Source organism: Mesorhizobium sp. B2-3-15 (genome assembly GCF_006442875.1).
Lineage (GTDB): Bacteria > Pseudomonadota > Alphaproteobacteria > Rhizobiales > Rhizobiaceae > Mesorhizobium > Mesorhizobium australicum.
Genome location: NZ_VFVO01000007.1, coordinates 101,722 through 117,596 on the forward strand (window position 1 = coordinate 101,722; position 15,875 = coordinate 117,596).

Below are 15,875 nucleotides of genomic sequence, written 5' to 3' on the forward strand. Positions count from 1 at the left end.
CTATGTAAAGTCGCATGAGTGACATCACCTCACGCCTGAGCGGCTTGACCGATCTCGCCAATCCAACGCGGTTCGTCGGGCTTGCAGACAAGCTTGTGCCGTGGCTGGCGGCGCTCGCCGCGCTCACCCTCGCGATTGGCCTCTATATGAGCTTCACCGCGCCCGAGGATTTCCAGCAGGGTATCACCGTTCGCATCATGTACATCCACGTGCCTTTCGCCTGGCTCGCCATGATGTGCTACACGCTGATGGCGGTGTCTGCCCTCGGCACGCTGGTCTGGCGCCACCCTCTGGCCGATGTCGCCCTGAAATCGGCCGCCCCCATAGGCGCCGTCTTCACCGCGCTGGCGCTGATCACCGGTTCGATCTGGGGCAAGCCGATGTGGGGCACCTGGTGGGTGTGGGACGCCCGCCTGACTTCTGTCTTCGTGCTGTTCCTGATGTATCTCGGCATCATTGCGCTGACCCGTGCGCTGGATGATGCCAGCCGCGCCGCCTGGGCCGCCGCTATCATCACGCTGGTTGGCTTCATCAATATCCCGATCATCAAATTCTCGGTCGACTGGTGGAACACGCTGCACCAGCCTGCCTCGGTGTTCCGGCTCGGCGGCCCTACCATCGACCCGAGCCTGCTCTGGCCTCTGCTGGTGATGGCTTTCGGCTTTACCGTGCTGTTCTTCGCGCTGCACCTGATGGCAATGCGCACCGAAATCCGCCGCCGCCGGGTGATAGCCATGCGGCGGGTGGCAGCGCGGCAGGCGGAGCGTCCGGCCTAAAACCTCATGTCATCAGCCCGCGAGCCGCCACTGGCAGCGTTTCGAGAACCTTCTCGCCGTCTATCAGATTGATCTCGTTGAACAGGTTGGTGACGACGCAGCAGTGGTCTGGCACCACGCGCACGCGTTCGCCAATGCGCAGCCTGCCGTCGCCAGAAAGCGTGACCGTGCCGTGCTCCTCGCTCAGCCCCGTCACCCGCGCTCCGGGGACGCCCATCAACTCTCCAAAATCCTTTAGCCCTAGCGTATCGCTGGACAGGGCCTTGCTGCCGCTATCGAGAATGGCGCGCGTCGCTGTCGGATGGCTGACCACGGTCGCAAGCACCGTCAGCGCGCAATCGTCCAACGTGCCGACGCCTTTGGCGACCTGGTAGCGATCGAGATAGATGTAGGTTCCCGGGCGATACTCCGTGACGACGGATGCATCGGCGGAGCGCCATATATCAGGCGTGCCGCCGCTCGAGATGCGCTCGCAGGCAAGCCCCGAAGCAGCCAGCGCCTGCTTGGCGGTGGCGAGCCAGGCTTCCGCTTCAGCCGCGCGGCCGGCGGCCGGATAGGTCATCAGTCCGCCGAAGGTGAGGCCACCTGCCTTGTCGATCACCCTTGCCAGCGCTACCGCTTCATTGGCTGTCTGCACGCCGCAGCGACCCATGCCGGTGTCGCATTCGACCAGCACGGACAGAGGATGGCCGGCATCGGTGAAAGCTGCCGCGAGCCCTTCCAGCGTGTCCATGCTGTCGGCCGTGACCGACAGGGTCACGCGGCCATGCAGCGCCTTCAGCCGCTCGAGCTTGGCGCGCCCCAGGATGTTGTAGGGAAGAAAGATATCGGTCAGCCCGGCGTCGGCCATTACCTCGGCCTCGCCGATCTTCTGGCACGTGATGCCGACGGCACCTGCCGCCATTTGCTTCTTCGCCCAATAAGGCAGCTTGTGCGTCTTGATGTGCGGCCTGAGCTTCAGTCCGTTCTTGTCGGCATGAGCCTGTGCACGAGCAATGTTGGCTTCGGCGCGTGCGACGTCGATCAGGATCGAAGGCGTATCGAGGTCATGGATGGTCGGCATCGGCTATCCCTGTGCAATTCGCAAGGGTTATGAGCCTCAAAGCACGCGATGTCACGCGGCCAGCGGGCCGCGATCTGTTGGCCATGACTGGCCCGCGCAAGGCTCGAACAGACAGGGCTCGAACAGGCAAGGTGGATCGACACCGCACCGGCGTTCGGCTATGCGATTGTCGGAAAAATCGACACGAGGGTCATCATCATGAAACGCTCCGCCATCAACGACATCATCCGCGAAGCCGACGCTTTCATCCGCTCGTTCGGCTATATCATGCCGCCCTTCGCCTACTGGTCGCCGGAAGAGATGAAGGCGCGCCAGGTCGATTCCTCGGCCATCTTCACCTCGCGGCTCGGCTGGGACATCACCGACTACGGCCAGGGCAAGTTCGACGATCTCGGCCTGTTCCTGTTCACCGTTCGCAACGGCCGCTACGAGGACATGAAGAAGGGCATGGGCATGCTCTATGCCGAGAAGATCATGATTTCGCGCAAGGAGCAGATGTCGCCGATGCACCGGCACAACATCAAGGCCGAGGACATCATCAACCGCGGCGGCGGCAAGCTGGTGCTGGAATTGTTCATGCATGACCGCGACGGCGGCATCGACCCCAAGGCCGAGGTATCGGTGCCGGTCGACGGAACCATCCACAGGCTGCCGGCGGGCGGACTGCTGAAGCTCGATCCGGGCCAAAGCGTCACGCTCTTGCCCGGCGTCTGGCACGCCTTCTGGGCCGAGGACAAGGATGTGCTGATCGGCGAGGTGTCGACCGTCAATGACGATCGTACGGACAACGTCTTCCGCGAGCCGATCGGCCGTTTCGCCGATATCGAGGAAGACACACCGCCGCTCCATTTATTGGTGGCGGACTATGACAAATGGCTGGGCTGAGGGCACCCGTCCTCAACCCCACTTTGCCCCGATTTGCGGGGCCAGCAACCAAGCCCGAGGAGAAATAAGTCTTGAAATCAGCTCTGGTTCCAGCCATTGCCGCCTTGGCGGCGCTCGGTTTCAGTATGCCGGCCCAGGCGGCGGACTTCACCAATATCGTCCTTTCCGCGACGAAGGACGAGGGAACGCCTCAGAGCAACTTCCCTGTCGAGACACCGGTGATCTACGTCTCGGCTGATCTGGTGGATATCGCGCCAACCTCGAAAATCACATTCTCCTGGGTCTCGGTTGATTCCCACGGTGCCGCGCCGGAAAACTATACGATCGACAAGGTCGACCTCGACGTAGGAGCCAACAATCAGGCTGATTCACAACTCAGCAAACCCACGGCGGGATGGCCGGAGGGCACCTATCGGGTTGATTTGGCCATCGATGGAACGGTTGCTGAATCGGTGCCCTTCAGCATTCCATGATTGAACTGCCCGGGAAGGGTGCGATGGGCATCAAGGACAACAGCTGAGTGCCGATTGCACGCCCGTCCGGCACAGGCACGATGAGCTGATCGGCACATCGGCCTTGGCCAGCGCCGTGGCGAGTTTTGCCTGCAGTACAGGCAGCTCTTGGCTCTCGCAGCGCCCCAAACATTCCACCAGCCCGTGCAGCGCCCAGACATTGTCCGGGTGCCGGGCGCAGCGCTGCACATTGCCGCTCAGGCCGAGATCGTCGCGATAGACCTGCTCGGCCTCTTGCGCGTGGCCCTGGTCGAGAAGCAGCGCCGCCAGCGCATGGCGCGGCGGGTGCATCCACGCCCACGGCTCGGTGTAGGACAGATTGTCGTCCAGCTCGACCGCGTGCCTGAGATGGTCATAGGCCTGCTCGTGCAGGCCCTGATGATAGGCAAGCTCGCCGTCGAGCAAGGCGGCACCGACGGCGAGCGAGGCGCGGGCCGGGTTGCTGAGAAAACGCCGCTCGGCTGGAATGCCTTCGAGATGCTGGTGGAAGCGTTCACGCTCGCGCTCGGCGTCGGTGAATTGCCTCAGCGTCGCATGCGCCACGCCCTTGGCGTAATGCTGCATGGCCGCCGTCAGCACATAGAGGCCGGGCTCTTCGGTTGCCGGCTCGTCGATGATTTCCCGCCAGCGACCGAAGCGCACCAGCACGTGCGATTTCATCGCATGATAGCCTTCCACGGTCTGGGTGAGTTTGGGCCGATCCTGGATGGCGACCACGTCACGCGTCACCAGGCTGCGCACCTTGTCGGCGGCCCACAGCGCCGGCTGGTACTGGCCCGACAACATGCAGGTGAACATCATCAGGTGCAGATCGTGGCAGCAGCCGAGCAGATAATAGGTCGGCTCATTGGCGTAGGCGATATAAAGGTCGTTGGCCCGAACCGCCTTTTCGCTGGCGAGCTTCGCCTTCTCATACTCGCCGCACAGCACATAGATATGCCCCGGCATGTGGTTCATGTGCCCGGCATCGGGGCACATCTCGCCGAGCAGATCGGCCGAGCGCATGCCGCGCTCCGGCTGGGTCGACATTTCCAGCAGATGGATGTGCAGGTGGACGATCGCCGGATGCTGGGCGGTGCCGGCCTCGTCTGCGAGCAGGATTGACCGCTCGCAAACCTCCAGCGCTTCGACGACGTCGGAATTCGGCGCCGGTTCACCGGTCTTGAGATTCCACAGGCGCCGCACCGTGCGCATCATCAGCGCCTCGACGAGAAGCGCCATCACATCATGATCGTCGGGAAAATTCTGATAGACCCGCCGCATCGCGGCGGCATAGGCGTCGTTCCATTGCTCGAATTCCTGTGGCGTCACCCGGTGCGGTTTCCGGAAGCGGCAGGCCAATGCCTCGATCAATTGTCTTTCGACCTCGCTCGCTGCAGCCGCACTGGCGCACGCGAGCTGGACATGCTCGAAGCAACGCTTCGTCGCGCTGTTTGCCTCGGCCTCGCCATGCTCCTTCCAGGTCAGATTGTAGAAGGGTCCGGCTGCATAGGCGATTCCCCAATGAACCATCGGGCAGTCCGGATCGGTCTCCAGTGCCTTCTCAAAGCACTTGATGCCTTCCTCATGGTTGAAGCCGTAGCACCAGTTAAGACCGATATCGAACCAGCGCTGGGTCTCGGTGGAGCGGGTGGAGATCGGGCGGCGGTAGGCGCCGAGATTGAAGCGATCCATGGGGTCTCATTCAAGTCTGGTTCGCCACGAGCCAAGCCCTGGCCAGATTCTTCGCGATCAATGTGTTCCGAAATTCGTAGCCGTGGCAAACACCATGGTTTGGGGTGAGTGTGAAGAGCGGCAGCGCGCCGTCCTAGTCGGTTGCTTCGGGCGCCGCTTCGTCTTGCCAGCCGCCTAACTCCGGCAGGTCGTCAAGCCAACTTTTCTCGGTTATCACGGCATCGCCGGCCCGCGGGGCGACCTCGGTGGCGTTTTGAATCAGCCAGTCCACCCACTTCCGATAGGCAACCGGGTCCATCCGGGGCGGCAGCACCTTGGCCTTGAGCAGCATCCTCTTGCGGAAGCTGGTTTGCCTGCGCAGTTTGGTCGTCGTGAACTTGATAGCCTTGCCTTGGTATTCAACCGTCCAGCGGTCGCCCCCATGACCGACAAGCCTGTCTACCGAGAAACCGGCATCGACCGGTCTCTCCCGCCAGGGAAGCTCGATGGCGTTCCTCCTCAGATCGAGAACCCATCGCCTGTAGTTGGCCCCGGGACGCAGGGGCGGCAGCACGCCGGCCTCTTCGAGCATCTTCCGTCGGAAGGTAGGCTGCTTCTTGAACTGACCGGTCGTCAGCTCGATGCGATGTCCACGGAATTCGACATGCCAGCGGATCCTCCCATTGCCGACATACTTCACCAGCCTGTCGATAAAGAACTCGCCATCGGCAAGCATCACGCAGCCTTGGCTGATGCTTTCGACGATGAACTCGGTGTCAGTGACCATCAGGCGGCCTTGCAGGATTTGTTCGCGAAGCGTGGCGACAGCGATGTGCCGGATTTATGCACCAGAAAAGTGTTCCGGTTCCGATTTTCGCTAAGTGACCATTTTCATTGAAAAATGCTTGGCTGGGGTTCCTGGAAGCTTTTCGAACTTTCTGGGTCGCGCCTCAGCCTGAATTGCGGGTGCTTACGGACAAAGTAGGATACTAGCTTCGGGTTTGTGAGGCATCGACTTCCTGGCGCGTTTGCCCACCTCATGTGCACGTCCGGAGGTATCCACCTAAGGTTTGGTGGCCAATGCGGAACTTTTGGCAGGCCGAGAGCTTCTCCAAGCTCGAGACCACAGGAGGAACGAGTGGCCGATCTTGGAAGATTTGCGATCGCTATGCTGGGGGTCTTGGCTTATCAAAACCGCGACAAGATCGCAGAGATGATCCGTGGAGCGGGAGAGCGCGATCCAAACAATCCGCAAGGGGGGATACTGGACCAGATGTCCAGGGGCGTTGCCGGCACCGCGCTTGGCGATATTCTCGACCGTTTTAAAAATGTAGGTGCTGGCCCGAAGGTGGACTCCTGGGTTGGTACCGGCCGAACGAGCCGATCGAGCCTCATGAGGTGGAAAAGGCTATTGACGCTCAGACGCTGGAAGCACTTTCAACGCAGACTGGCCTCTCGCGCGAAGAGCTCATTGCGAGGATCACCAGGGATCTGCCGGACGCCGTTAACCAGATGACCCCAAACGGCAAGCTGCCAGCAGATCACCGAACGAACGACTCGGTCGAGCCGACCCTACTAGACGACGTGCCACGGACAGGGAGCGGGACGCCGAAGCAATAGGAACAGCTATGAGATATGGTCCCCATATTCTGCTGAGTTTACTTGTCACCATGGTGCCCACGTCGCTGCTCGGTGCTCAGGGATGGCAGGGCTTCGGGATCAAACATCTCGGCTTCGTGTTCGATGTCCCCCCGGGGTTTGTACTTACCCAGCGCTCCGACCAAGGGGCAGCCTTCGAGGGCAAAAACAAAGCGTTTCTCGCAGTATGGGGGGCGCAACTCGGCAAGGCGAGTTTTCGCACCGAGATAGAGCATCGCATGGCAGTGAATGAGCACGACGGCTGGAGGTTGACCTATAAGCGGGTGACGCCGCAATGGGCCAGCTATTCTGGGCTGAAGGACGGTCAGATACTGTATGTCCGGGCCGTCAAAGTATGCGACGGCCGCGCGGCATTGTTTACGGCCACCTATAGTCGTGACGAAAAGCTCCCCTACGATCCCATTGTCGTTCGCATGGTAAGATCGCTAAGGGCCGATGGTTGTTAACCAAGCTGTATACGACCCGGCTGGATGGCGCTGCTTGCATGTCCTGCTGGTAGGGCATCGCATCGATCTCCAGAGGCCAGTCCGATCAAAGCGACGTCAACGGTTCTACGCCTCCTGGTTGTCCACGCTTGAGAGTCACGGCCCTGGACGCGACCGCTCGCAGGCGAGGCCCTTCGCTGCCGGGATCCGTCGAGACGGGTACGCGTGAGCACGGCATCGAAGCTCCAGGAACAAAGTGGTTCCGCTAATGTTGGGAGAAAAATTAGCGGAGACTAATATGAAATTCTTACCCGTTCTGGAACCGTGCGACACATGGGCGGTATTCGACACCACGAGCGACGAACCGGCCGAGTTTGCAGGTGAGTGCCTCATTGGTCTGACAAAGGCCGCCGCTATTTGGCTCTCGGCAAGAGCCAGCGACGATGAAAGAAGAAACCGTTGCCGGCATGCATCGAGCATCAGCGTACTGGGTAGCGGTGGGTTTCTTCAGCAGCAACCGCGTGAACAGTCGTGGGGGTGATGAGTGACGAGGCCATGGCCGCCGTGTTGGGCTCACGTGATGATGAAGTGCAGGTCCTCGGTGTATTCGACGCAGCGAACAAGAAAGAAGCCGCCCTTGAACTTCGCCGTCTTGGAGAGGCAGTTCACTTTTTGGCAAACGCGTCGGTATTGGGCTACGACGTTCGTTCTGCGATAATCTTTCATAAAGTTGCGGGAGCGCCATGCTTGAGGGCGAAGCAATGTGAGCAACTTTGGGCGAAACACGGCGCGCTGCTGGTAAAGTAACACTGCAGTTCTTGATGGAAGGCTTGTCGGTGACGGGCTGGCCCGACTGTGTCTGCGATCCTGACGGCTGGCCCGGGCCTCGCCCGATCCGGCTGCTTTACGGATGACTGCGTTGAAAGGATCTATGTGAGGACATCTGGCCGGATGCCCGCTCAACTTGACCTTAGGTCGCTGGATGGGCGATTGGGAACCGGCAGCGGGCTCCGGGGGAGAACGCGCCCACGGCCGTGTTGCCTCTCCCCAAAGCCCCTCATGGCGCCTGTGGTGTTCGCCAAACTCCGAGCCGCTTTTTGACTAGCCGGATTTCAAGCTAAGACACTAGCCAATCACGGCATTTCTTCACGACCGCCAGAGCCATGCGAGAAGGACTGGATTTCATCCATGTCGATCTTCCCGTCACCGTTCTGGTCGATTGCAGAGAAGATTCTGCCGACAGCCTCCTGGACCTCGTTCTCGGACAGCGATCCGTCACCATCCGTGTCCAGAAGCGCCAGTACAAGTCGCATCCCGGTGCCGCGCATCATGCGAGGACCATGATTTCCGACCATTCCATGCTCACCGGCCGGCCCGCCAGTGCGGTGCCGCTGCCAACCGTCTCGATGACGGGAAGCTTCCTCTTGACGGTTGTCACCCTCCTCTTGCCGATTGTTACCTTCGTTAAAGCTCCGATCCTGTTGCATTCTCTCCTGGACGGCTTGCTCAATCATCTGGCGAATCATTTCATGCGTCGGCCCACCCGTCTGTCCGCTCACATCCGGCAGTTGCCCAGCTCCGGGCTGTTGGGTCGCCGGGGTTGGTGCAGGTGTTCCGTTCGTCTGGGCGAGCGCAGGGAAGGCCGCGAACATCAAAGTGGCGGCCGCGGTGGTCGTGCAGCGTGGAAATCTCATGACATGCTCCATTGGTTGGTCGTGGTCTGCCTCAAGCTGATTGGCTGGCCCCCAACTTGGAGTTCATTCTGATTGTTCCTCCCTGGAGATCGGGTCACGATGAAGTTACACGACCATGGAGTATGGGCTTCAACATACTGTGCCGACAGCAGCCGCACGTCATGGCCACGTGCAGTCAATTCTCGCCCAACAATGCAATGAGCTGCAGGCTTCGATCCCGACCAGGCAGCGTGGCAGGCCCTCGAAGAATGGCAGCACGCGCCCACGCGTCAGCTTCCTGCGAACGACAATCTCACCTCGTGGACTTGCAGAATCGGCAGCTGCGGCGGCCTCATGCGAGCCGACCGGGGCGAAATCATCCGTAGGACATCCAGTTTGGCTGGGGAACCTGGATCTTCGGTAATCCGGCCGACGATGTGGTGACGCTGGAACCCTAACCGGCCGGATCCTCGACGCCGACCAGAAGCCCGCCGCTCGCCACGGCGGGCTTTTCACTTGCCTCGCCGTTCCCGTCATACTCGACCGGACCGAGGCGCTGCACGAAACCGAGAATTCATAATCTTGTTGCAGCGTAGGGAATGAACAAGAAAACGAAGATCATTTCTTATGCCGTGGTGCTGGCGTGCCTCGCCTTCGCAAGCTGGCGGCTTATTTTGCTTGTCTCGGCCGGCCAGTGGAAGGGAAGATTCGGCGGCTGGAGAGAATGTGAAACGTTTTGGTGCTATTCGACGGGCATCTTGTCTTATGCGAGCGTGGTTGCGTTCTGCCTCTTCGCGCTCTACCTGTTGCGCTACCGCGAAAACTATGTCGCGAAGCTCTATCGAGATTACCACGAAATGAAGGGAAAGGGCTGATGCCCCCGCGTGAGACATCCATTTGGGTGTAACACTTAGCAATTTCTAATGTTCGCTAAGCAGCTGAAAACAACGATTAAAGAGGTGTTGGCTGGGGAACCTGGATTCGAACCAGGACTAACGGAGTCAGAGTCCGTGGGTCTACCGTTAACCTATTCCCCAGCAGGCGTGACAATCACCGTAAAAGTGAAAACCGCGCGGGCCGAACAGCTGAGCCGCTTGAGCGCTGCCTTGTAGCCGCCAGTGGAAAATAGTCAAGTCTGCTTTGCGGTTCAATTGCCAGGTTTCATCACCGGTTCCGAACACCAGCTTTTCCGGTGGCGTGCGAACCTCCAAGCCTCAGCTCTCCTTGCGGCTGAACTGCGAGCGTTCGAAGAACAGCACGATGCCCAGGCCCAGAAACAGCGGGACGATGAGATAAAACAGCCGGAACACCAGCAGCGCCGCCACCACGCCGACCGGGTCCATGTCGGAAAGCCCGGCCAGGAACACCACCTCGAAAACGCCGAGGCCGCCTGGCGCGTGCGAAATCTGGGCGACCGAGAAGGAGACCAGGAAGACGCCCAGCACGACGAAATAGCCGGGATTGTGCACCTCGGGCAGGGCGAAGAAGATGATCGCCGCGGCCGCGAGCAGTTCGATCGGGCCGATCAGCAACTGCCTGGCGACGATCGGCAGCGCCGGATAGTGCAACTGAAACCCGGCGATCCTCAGCGGGCGCAGGTGCAGCCAACTGCCGAATACATAGGCTGCGATGAGGACCAGCATCGCAATGCCTGCCGCCTCCGACAGGCCGTGATGGGCAATGCCGGAAAAGCGGTCGATGATCCGCGGCTCGAACACCAGCACAAGGCCGGAGACCAGTAACGTCGACAGCACGAAGGTTATCCAGCAGATCGCCACCAGCACGCCGACTTCCTGGCCGGTCAGCCCCCTTGTGCCGTAGGCACGGTAGCGAATGACGGCGCCGGAGAACACCGAGCCGCCGATATTGTGCGACAGCGCGTAGGTGGTGAAGGAGCAGAGTGTCACGAACAGCCACGACACCTTTTTGCCAATATGCAGCAGCGCGATGTGATCGTAGCCGGCGAGCGCGGCATAGGCGACGACCGAGCTCAAGCCCGCCAGCATCCAGCCACGAGTTGGAATGGCCGCCAGCCCATCCCAGACGTCGTCGAGCGAGATGCCGCGCAATTCATGCCAGAGCAGCAGCAGGGAGAAGATCACCGCGCCGATGCCGACGACCGGCCAGAAATAGCGTTTCCAGTTCATTGCCCGACTGCCATGCGTTGCGTATCCGCTTCCTTTCCGTCGAGAGGCCGTCCGCCCCGGATTTCCCATTCATTTCAGAGATGCCTCATTGAAGCCGGCTATTCAACCGCGAACACTTGTCGCGCCTGACGCCGTCCCTGTTTGCCGCGCGCCGCGACGGTGTTTCGCTACCAGCCCAGCCTTGCCGGTACATTACGCCAGTGCAAAAACAGGCCCGCGCACCCAGCCGGCAAAATTCAGCATGCGGCTCTTGGTGATCGGGCACGGCGCTGTTAGTCTGGCGGCAACTTGAAACATGCCAAAGCGCCTGCTGCGTCCTTCACCGGTTCGCGCGGCGCCGGAAGGAACGACAGTGGAAGACCGCGACACCGGCGCAGGCGCGCCGGAGGTGGGCGCGTCCAGCGCTTCCCTGGGGCCATCAGGCCCGGGGACAGCCGGTTGGCAGCAACGCCGCCCAACGGAGCCTCGCTCCGTGAATGGGCAGGCTGGCGACGCGACCCAGAAGGGCAAGCCCAAGAAACGGCGCAAGCGAAGGCGTGGACGCAAGGTTTTTGCGCGTGACGAGGCGCGCCCAGGGGACAATCAATCGCCGGTGCAAGGCAAGGCTCATGTCGCGGCGGTGGATTTGAAGCCTGTTGCCGCGGCGACAATCTCGCCCGCCGCTTCATTGCCTCGCCCCGAACAAGGCCACCGCCGGCCGCCGGTGCACGAGCTTCCCGTCTTCGCCGCGCTGGACCTCGGCACCAACAATTGCCGGCTGCTGGTCGCCGTTCCCACGCGTCATGGCCAGTTTCGCGTCATCGATGCCTTCTCGCGCATCGTCAGGCTGGGCGAGGGGCTCACCGCCAATGGCCGGCTCGGTCAGCCGGCGATGGACCGCGCGGTCGAGGCGCTGAAGGTCTGCGGCGATAAATTGCGCGGCCGCAAGATCAGGAAAGCAAGGCTGATCGCCACCGAAGCCTGCCGCACCGCCGAAAACGGCGTGGAGTTCCTCGATCGCGTCGAACGCGAGGCTGGCCTGAAGCTCGAGATCATCGACCGCCAGACCGAAGCCCGTCTCGCGGTTTCCGGCTGCGGTTCGCTGGTCGAGCGCGACACGCAGGGCGTCGTCCTGTTCGACATCGGTGGCGGGTCTTCCGAGATCGCGCTGATCGATCTCACCGGCCGCCGTTCGCCGCGGCTGGCCAATCACATCGTCTCGTGGACCTCGCTGCCGGTCGGCGTCGTCTCGTTGGCGGAACGCTTTGGCGGCCGCACCGTGACGCGCGAGATATTCACCGCCATGGTCGACGACGTCGCCGGCAGGCTGGCCGCTTTCGATGGCCGCGATCGGTTGAGCCATCTCAAGGCCGGCCCGAATTTTCATCTGCTGGGCACTTCGGGCACGGTGACGACGCTGGCCGGCGTCCATCTCGACCTCGAGCGCTACGATCGCCGACGGGTCGACGGCCTGTGGATGGACCGCGACAGCGTCGACCGCATGGTGGAGAAACTGGTCGGCTGGGATTTCCAGCAGCGCTGCGCCAACCCCTGCATCGGCGCCGACCGCGCCGATCTCGTGCTGGCCGGTTGTGCCATCCTCGAAGCAATCCGCGCCGTCTGGCCCTCGGAGAGGCTGCGCGTCGCCGACCGGGGCTTGCGCGAAGGAATATTGAGTGAGCTGATGGCCGATGACGGCGTCTGGCGCAATGACGGGCGTGCCAGGGCATCATGATCATGCTCAAACAAGAAATCAGGCAATGACGAAGAAACCGGAAAAGCCAGGATCCGCCAGCATTCGCGTGCTGAAGACGCGGATCAAGAAGAAAAGCGGGCTGAAGGAATCGTCGCGCCGCTGGCTGCAGCGCCACATCAACGATCCCTATGTCCAGCGCTCCAAGGCCGACGGCTATCGCTCGCGCGCGGCCTACAAGCTGATCGAGATCGACGACAAGCACCACCTCTTGAAGCCCGGCATGAAAGTAATCGATCTGGGTGCCGCCCCCGGCGGCTGGTGCCAGGTCGCGGCCGCGCGCACGAAATCGACGGCCGAAAACCCGCATGTCATCGGCATCGATTATCTCGAAATGGACGCCGTGCCCGGTGCGCCGGTGCTGCTGATGGATTTCCTGGACGCCGACGCGCCGCAAAGGCTGGCCGAGGCGCTGGGCGGGGATCCGGATGTCGTGCTGTCCGACATGGCGGCGCCGACCACCGGCCACAAGCGGACCGACCATATCCGCACCATGCATCTGTGCGAGGTGGCGGCCGATTTCGCGCTCTCGGTCCTCAAGCCGGGCGGCCATTTCCTCGCCAAGACCTTCCAGGGCGGCGCCGAAAATGAGTTGCTCTCGATGCTCAAGAAGAATTTCCGCTCCGTCCATCACGTCAAGCCGCCGGCCTCACGCGATGAATCAGTGGAGCTCTATCTGTTGGCCAAGGATTTTAAGGGGCGAGAGTCCGGTCCGCCGCCAGGCGGATCGGAACGTCCAGTGGACGTTCCGAAGGACTCGAGCGCCCCGAGCCATAGCGAAGGGCCGGGGGACGCCGACGGCTGAAAGGCCAGCTCCCCGCCGGTCCGCCGCCAGGCGGATCGGAACGTCCAGTGGACGTTCCGAAGGACTCGAGCGCCCGGAGCCATGGCGAACGGCCGGGGACGCCGCGGCTGATCGCTCTACGGCGACTTATCACTCTCCCGGCGATCTGACGGGTTCCAGCGTCTTCGGCGTCGTCAGCCGGCCATGGCCGGAGACGGCGTTACCGGCGTCGGGCGCCATCCGCATGAACGACAGCGACGCCGCCGCCGACACCGCCGCCACGATGAAGAAGGCGGTATGGAAGTCGCGCAGCGTCAGCGGGCCGCCATGGATCGAGGTCGAGACTTCCAGAATGCCGCCGGCGAGCGCCACGCCGAGCGCGATCGAGAGCTGCTGGAACACCGCCGTGATCGGCGTTGCCTTGCTGGTATCCTCGGCCGACACCTCGGCATAGGAGAGCGCGTTGATGCCGGTGAAGAACATCGAGCGGATGAAGCCGCCGACCAGCAATATGGCCAGCATCAGCGCGTAAGGTGTTTCGGGGGTGAAGAGGCCGTAGATGGCGATCGATGCGGCGGCGACCAGCGAGCCGACGATCAGCACGCGGCGAAAGCCGACAACGCGGAAGATCAGCGCAGTGACGAATTTCATACCAATGGCGCCGATCGCCGAGACAAAGGTGATCATGCCGGACTGGAACGGTGTCAGCCCGAAACCGATCTGGAACATCAGCGGCAAAAGGAACGGCACGGCGCCGATGCCGATGCGAAACAGCGAGCCGCCAAGCACCGACGAGCGGAACACCTGGTTACGGAACAGTTCGAGCGCCAGCAGCGGATTTTTGGCGCGGCGCGCATGCATGAGATAGAGCGCGCCCGACAGCAGTCCCACGGCGATCGTGATGAAGCCGGTCGCCGGCGGCAGATAAGGCAGGCTGACCACCGACAGGCCAAAGACGACGCCTGAAGCGGCCAGCCCGCTCAGGACGAAACCGACGAAATCGAGCGGCGGCGTCTCGGTTGCCTCGGTTTCCGGCAGGAAGCGAGTGGCAAGCCAAATGCCGATCAGGCCGATCGGGACGTTGATCAGGAAGATCCAGTGCCAGGTGAAGTAGGTGGTGATGAAGCCGCCGATCGGCGGACCCACCAGCGGGCCGACCAGCGCGGGAACGGTCAGCCACGACATGGCGGCGACCAGTTCGCTCTTGGGCGTGGCGCGCACCAGAACCAGGCGCCCGACCGGGGTCATCATGGCGCCGCCAATGCCTTGCAGGAAACGCGCGACTACGAAGGCGGGCAGCGAACCGGAGAGGGCGCACGCCACCGAACCGGCAATGAACACTGCAATCGCGGCACGAAAGATGGTCTTGGCGCCGAAGCGATCGGCCATCCAGCCGCTGATTGGAATGAAGATCGCCAGCGACACCAGATAGGCCGTCAGCGCCAGTTTGAGCGCGATCGGGCTGGTGTGGATGTCGATGGCGATCGCCGGCAGCGATGTCGCGATGACGGTCGAATCCATGTTTTCCATGAAGAGAGCGACCGCCAATATGAGCGGAATGGTGCGGTTCACAAGACGCGTCCGGACTGATTCTCTGTGTCGTCGGCTGGGGCAAGCCGGCACGCAGGGCGGTTATCACGGCCAGAGGGTGATGTCGTGTTAAATTGCTGTCACTTTTGTGCGACTGCAAGGATGCGGCCTTTCGCTTTGGCATGCCCCATGCCGGCAGAGATCCCTGCCAGGCAAGGGACACCTTGCATGGAACGACACACATCATTATTGTAGTGAATATAACTACTATGGGGACATTGCCATGGAAAAAGGTGTTTCGGCGGCCGATGCCAATCGCAGGTTTTCTCTCCTACTGCGCGGCGTTCGCGAAGGACAAAGCTACGTGGTGACCAGTCACGGGCGTCCGGTCGCTCGGATCGTGCCTGCGGATCATCAGGAGGGTGTGGCTGCCCGATCGCGCGCGGCGTTGTTGTCGCGCCTTGAGCGCCAGCCTGTCATGAATGCCGGGCAGTGGACGCGCGATGAGCTTTATGAGGACGAGCATTGAAGATCGCGCTCGATACGAATATCCTTGCTTACGCGGAAGGGGTGAACGGTGCGGAGAAGCGCGACATCGTTCTCGAATTGCTGCGCGATCTCCGGCAAGATGACGCGGTTATTCCTGTTCAGGTTCTTGGTGAACTCTTCAACGTTTTGGTCCGCAAAGCAGGAAGACCGCCCCTGGAGGCACGGGATGCCCTTCTGAGCTGGAGCGACGCATTTTCCGTTGCCGCGACGACGCAGGACGTGATGATGATGGCCGCTGATCTGGCTACCGATCATCGACTCAGCATTTGGGACTCGGTCATTCTCTCCACGGCCTCGCAAGCTGGCTGTCGGCTGCTGGTCTCGGAAGATCTGCAAGACGGCTTCACATGGGGCGCGGTCACTGTCGTCAGTCCTTTCGCAGCGCCGCGTCACCCATTGCTTGATGCTCTAGCGGGGAAGTCTGGCGACTAGAACGCGGAACGACGCAACGATCGGCTTTTCATCCGTCCCGCGACGTGTTACCAGC

At 61.7% G+C, this 15,875-nt stretch carries 18 protein-coding genes, 1 tRNA gene and 1 pseudogene; 11 read left to right on the forward strand and 9 right to left on the reverse strand.

The features are described from left to right. Nucleotides 1-14 precede the first annotated feature (14 nt). Nucleotides 15-776, forward strand: coding sequence for a heme ABC transporter permease (locus FJ954_RS15800; protein WP_140661912.1), 762 nt, complete (start codon nucleotides 15-17; stop codon nucleotides 774-776). Nucleotides 777-780: 4 nt separating this feature from the next. Here the strand turns inward: FJ954_RS15800 and FJ954_RS15805 are convergent, their stop codons facing one another. Next, nucleotides 781-1,839 carry a D-TA family PLP-dependent enzyme gene (locus tag FJ954_RS15805; protein WP_140661913.1) on the reverse strand — a complete coding sequence of 353 codons (1,059 nt, stop codon included), beginning with the start codon at nucleotides 1,837-1,839 and terminating at the stop codon, nucleotides 781-783. 198 nt (nucleotides 1,840-2,037) lie between these two features. On the opposite strand from FJ954_RS15805, the gene FJ954_RS15810 reads away from it, so the two are divergent. After that, on the forward strand, nucleotides 2,038-2,724 hold the full coding sequence (locus FJ954_RS15810; RefSeq protein ID WP_140661914.1) for a D-lyxose/D-mannose family sugar isomerase: 687 nt from the start codon (nucleotides 2,038-2,040) through the stop codon (nucleotides 2,722-2,724). 71 nt (nucleotides 2,725-2,795) lie between these two features. Next, the gene (locus FJ954_RS15815) at nucleotides 2,796-3,197 is read left to right on the forward strand and encodes a hypothetical protein (protein ID WP_140661915.1); all 402 of its coding nucleotides are present in this window, start codon (nucleotides 2,796-2,798) and stop codon (nucleotides 3,195-3,197) included. A gap of 30 nt (nucleotides 3,198-3,227) precedes the next feature. Here the strand turns inward: FJ954_RS15815 and FJ954_RS15820 are convergent, their stop codons facing one another. Together FJ954_RS15820 and FJ954_RS15825 are read right to left on the reverse strand one after the other, a co-directional pair. After that, nucleotides 3,228-4,910, reverse strand: coding sequence for a hypothetical protein (locus FJ954_RS15820; RefSeq protein ID WP_140661916.1), 1,683 nt, complete (start codon nucleotides 4,908-4,910; stop codon nucleotides 3,228-3,230). A 133-nt stretch (nucleotides 4,911-5,043) separates the two neighbouring features. Further along, nucleotides 5,044-5,676: a hypothetical protein gene (locus FJ954_RS15825; protein WP_140661917.1), complete on the reverse strand. Its 633-nt coding sequence runs from the start codon at nucleotides 5,674-5,676 to the stop codon at nucleotides 5,044-5,046. A gap of 611 nt (nucleotides 5,677-6,287) precedes the next feature. On the opposite strand from FJ954_RS15825, the gene FJ954_RS32365 reads away from it, so the two are divergent. From FJ954_RS32365 to FJ954_RS15840, 3 genes are all read left to right on the forward strand, one after another. Beyond that, complete coding sequence (locus tag FJ954_RS32365; protein WP_348641136.1) at nucleotides 6,288-6,509, forward strand: YidB family protein; 222 nt, start codon at nucleotides 6,288-6,290, stop codon at nucleotides 6,507-6,509. Nucleotides 6,510-6,517: 8 nt separating this feature from the next. Beyond that, the gene (locus FJ954_RS15835; protein ID WP_140661918.1) at nucleotides 6,518-6,994 is read left to right on the forward strand and encodes a hypothetical protein; all 477 of its coding nucleotides are present in this window, start codon (nucleotides 6,518-6,520) and stop codon (nucleotides 6,992-6,994) included. A gap of 519 nt (nucleotides 6,995-7,513) precedes the next feature. Beyond that, nucleotides 7,514-7,780 carry a hypothetical protein gene (locus FJ954_RS15840; RefSeq protein WP_041163471.1) on the forward strand — a complete coding sequence of 89 codons (267 nt, stop codon included), beginning with the start codon at nucleotides 7,514-7,516 and terminating at the stop codon, nucleotides 7,778-7,780. 326 nt (nucleotides 7,781-8,106) lie between these two features. Here the strand turns inward: FJ954_RS15840 and FJ954_RS15845 are convergent, their stop codons facing one another. Together FJ954_RS15845 and FJ954_RS32015 are read right to left on the reverse strand one after the other, a co-directional pair. Further along, a complete protein-coding gene (locus FJ954_RS15845) occupies nucleotides 8,107-8,667 on the reverse strand; it encodes an EF-hand domain-containing protein (RefSeq protein WP_140661919.1) in 561 nt (186 codons plus the stop codon). Nucleotides 8,668-8,813: 146 nt separating this feature from the next. Then, nucleotides 8,814-8,964: pseudogene (locus FJ954_RS32015) on the reverse strand (IS110 family transposase); the annotation flags it as partial. A gap of 281 nt (nucleotides 8,965-9,245) precedes the next feature. On the opposite strand from FJ954_RS32015, the gene FJ954_RS15855 reads away from it, so the two are divergent. Continuing rightward, a complete protein-coding gene (locus FJ954_RS15855) occupies nucleotides 9,246-9,521 on the forward strand; it encodes a hypothetical protein (RefSeq protein ID WP_015318293.1) in 276 nt (91 codons plus the stop codon). An 88-nt stretch (nucleotides 9,522-9,609) separates the two neighbouring features. On the opposite strand, the gene FJ954_RS15860 is transcribed toward FJ954_RS15855, so the two are convergent. The 3 genes from FJ954_RS15860 to FJ954_RS15870 form a co-directional block, all read right to left on the reverse strand. Then, nucleotides 9,610-9,683: transfer RNA gene (locus FJ954_RS15860), tRNA-Gln, on the reverse strand. Continuing rightward, nucleotides 9,669-9,857 carry a hypothetical protein gene (locus FJ954_RS15865; protein WP_140661920.1) on the reverse strand — a complete coding sequence of 63 codons (189 nt, stop codon included), beginning with the start codon at nucleotides 9,855-9,857 and terminating at the stop codon, nucleotides 9,669-9,671. The genes FJ954_RS15860 and FJ954_RS15865 overlap by 15 nt, the downstream gene beginning before the upstream one ends. Before the next feature lie 3 nt (nucleotides 9,858-9,860). After that, nucleotides 9,861-10,793 carry a lysylphosphatidylglycerol synthase domain-containing protein gene (locus FJ954_RS15870; protein ID WP_015318292.1) on the reverse strand — a complete coding sequence of 311 codons (933 nt, stop codon included), beginning with the start codon at nucleotides 10,791-10,793 and terminating at the stop codon, nucleotides 9,861-9,863. A gap of 352 nt (nucleotides 10,794-11,145) precedes the next feature. Between FJ954_RS15870 and FJ954_RS15875 the strand changes: the two genes are divergently transcribed. Further along, nucleotides 11,146-12,507 (forward strand): Ppx/GppA phosphatase family protein, encoded by a 1,362-nt coding sequence (locus FJ954_RS15875; protein WP_140662079.1) that lies wholly within the window; start codon nucleotides 11,146-11,148, stop codon nucleotides 12,505-12,507. Between the two features lie 25 nt (nucleotides 12,508-12,532). Continuing rightward, nucleotides 12,533-13,330, forward strand: coding sequence for an RlmE family RNA methyltransferase (locus FJ954_RS15880; protein WP_015318290.1), 798 nt, complete (start codon nucleotides 12,533-12,535; stop codon nucleotides 13,328-13,330). Nucleotides 13,331-13,459: 129 nt separating this feature from the next. Here FJ954_RS15880 and FJ954_RS15885 read toward each other — a convergent pair whose 3' ends face one another. Next, nucleotides 13,460-14,881 carry an MFS transporter gene (locus FJ954_RS15885; protein WP_140661921.1) on the reverse strand — a complete coding sequence of 474 codons (1,422 nt, stop codon included), beginning with the start codon at nucleotides 14,879-14,881 and terminating at the stop codon, nucleotides 13,460-13,462. A 241-nt stretch (nucleotides 14,882-15,122) separates the two neighbouring features. On the opposite strand from FJ954_RS15885, the gene FJ954_RS15890 reads away from it, so the two are divergent. Together FJ954_RS15890 and FJ954_RS15895 are read left to right on the forward strand one after the other, a co-directional pair. Beyond that, nucleotides 15,123-15,368, forward strand: a complete 246-nt coding sequence (locus FJ954_RS15890; protein ID WP_140617089.1) for a type II toxin-antitoxin system prevent-host-death family antitoxin — start codon at nucleotides 15,123-15,125, stop codon at nucleotides 15,366-15,368. Then, entirely contained in the window at nucleotides 15,365-15,820 is a 456-nt protein-coding gene (locus tag FJ954_RS15895) for a PIN domain-containing protein (RefSeq protein ID WP_140617088.1), read from the forward strand. Before FJ954_RS15890 ends, FJ954_RS15895 begins: the two co-directional genes overlap by 4 nt. Nucleotides 15,821-15,875 lie beyond the last annotated feature (55 nt).

Coding starts and splice junctions, on each gene's coding strand:
- FJ954_RS15840 (WP_041163471.1), top strand. CDS start 7,514: ATGAGTGACGAGGCCATGGCCGCCGTGTTGGGCTCACGTGATGATGAA.
- FJ954_RS15845 (WP_140661919.1), bottom strand. CDS start 8,667: ATGAGATTTCCACGCTGCACGACCACCGCGGCCGCCACTTTGATGTTC.
- FJ954_RS15805 (WP_140661913.1), bottom strand. CDS start 1,839: ATGCCGACCATCCATGACCTCGATACGCCTTCGATCCTGATCGACGTC.
- FJ954_RS15890 (WP_140617089.1), top strand. CDS start 15,123: ATGGAAAAAGGTGTTTCGGCGGCCGATGCCAATCGCAGGTTTTCTCTC.
- FJ954_RS15835 (WP_140661918.1), top strand. CDS start 6,518: ATGAGATATGGTCCCCATATTCTGCTGAGTTTACTTGTCACCATGGTG.
- FJ954_RS15825 (WP_140661917.1), bottom strand. CDS start 5,676: ATGGTCACTGACACCGAGTTCATCGTCGAAAGCATCAGCCAAGGCTGC.
- FJ954_RS15880 (WP_015318290.1), top strand. CDS start 12,533: ATGACGAAGAAACCGGAAAAGCCAGGATCCGCCAGCATTCGCGTGCTG.
- FJ954_RS15870 (WP_015318292.1), bottom strand. CDS start 10,793: ATGAACTGGAAACGCTATTTCTGGCCGGTCGTCGGCATCGGCGCGGTG.
- FJ954_RS15855 (WP_015318293.1), top strand. CDS start 9,246: ATGAACAAGAAAACGAAGATCATTTCTTATGCCGTGGTGCTGGCGTGC.
- FJ954_RS15810 (WP_140661914.1), top strand. CDS start 2,038: ATGAAACGCTCCGCCATCAACGACATCATCCGCGAAGCCGACGCTTTC.
- FJ954_RS15820 (WP_140661916.1), bottom strand. CDS start 4,910: ATGGATCGCTTCAATCTCGGCGCCTACCGCCGCCCGATCTCCACCCGC.
- FJ954_RS15800 (WP_140661912.1), top strand. CDS start 15: ATGAGTGACATCACCTCACGCCTGAGCGGCTTGACCGATCTCGCCAAT.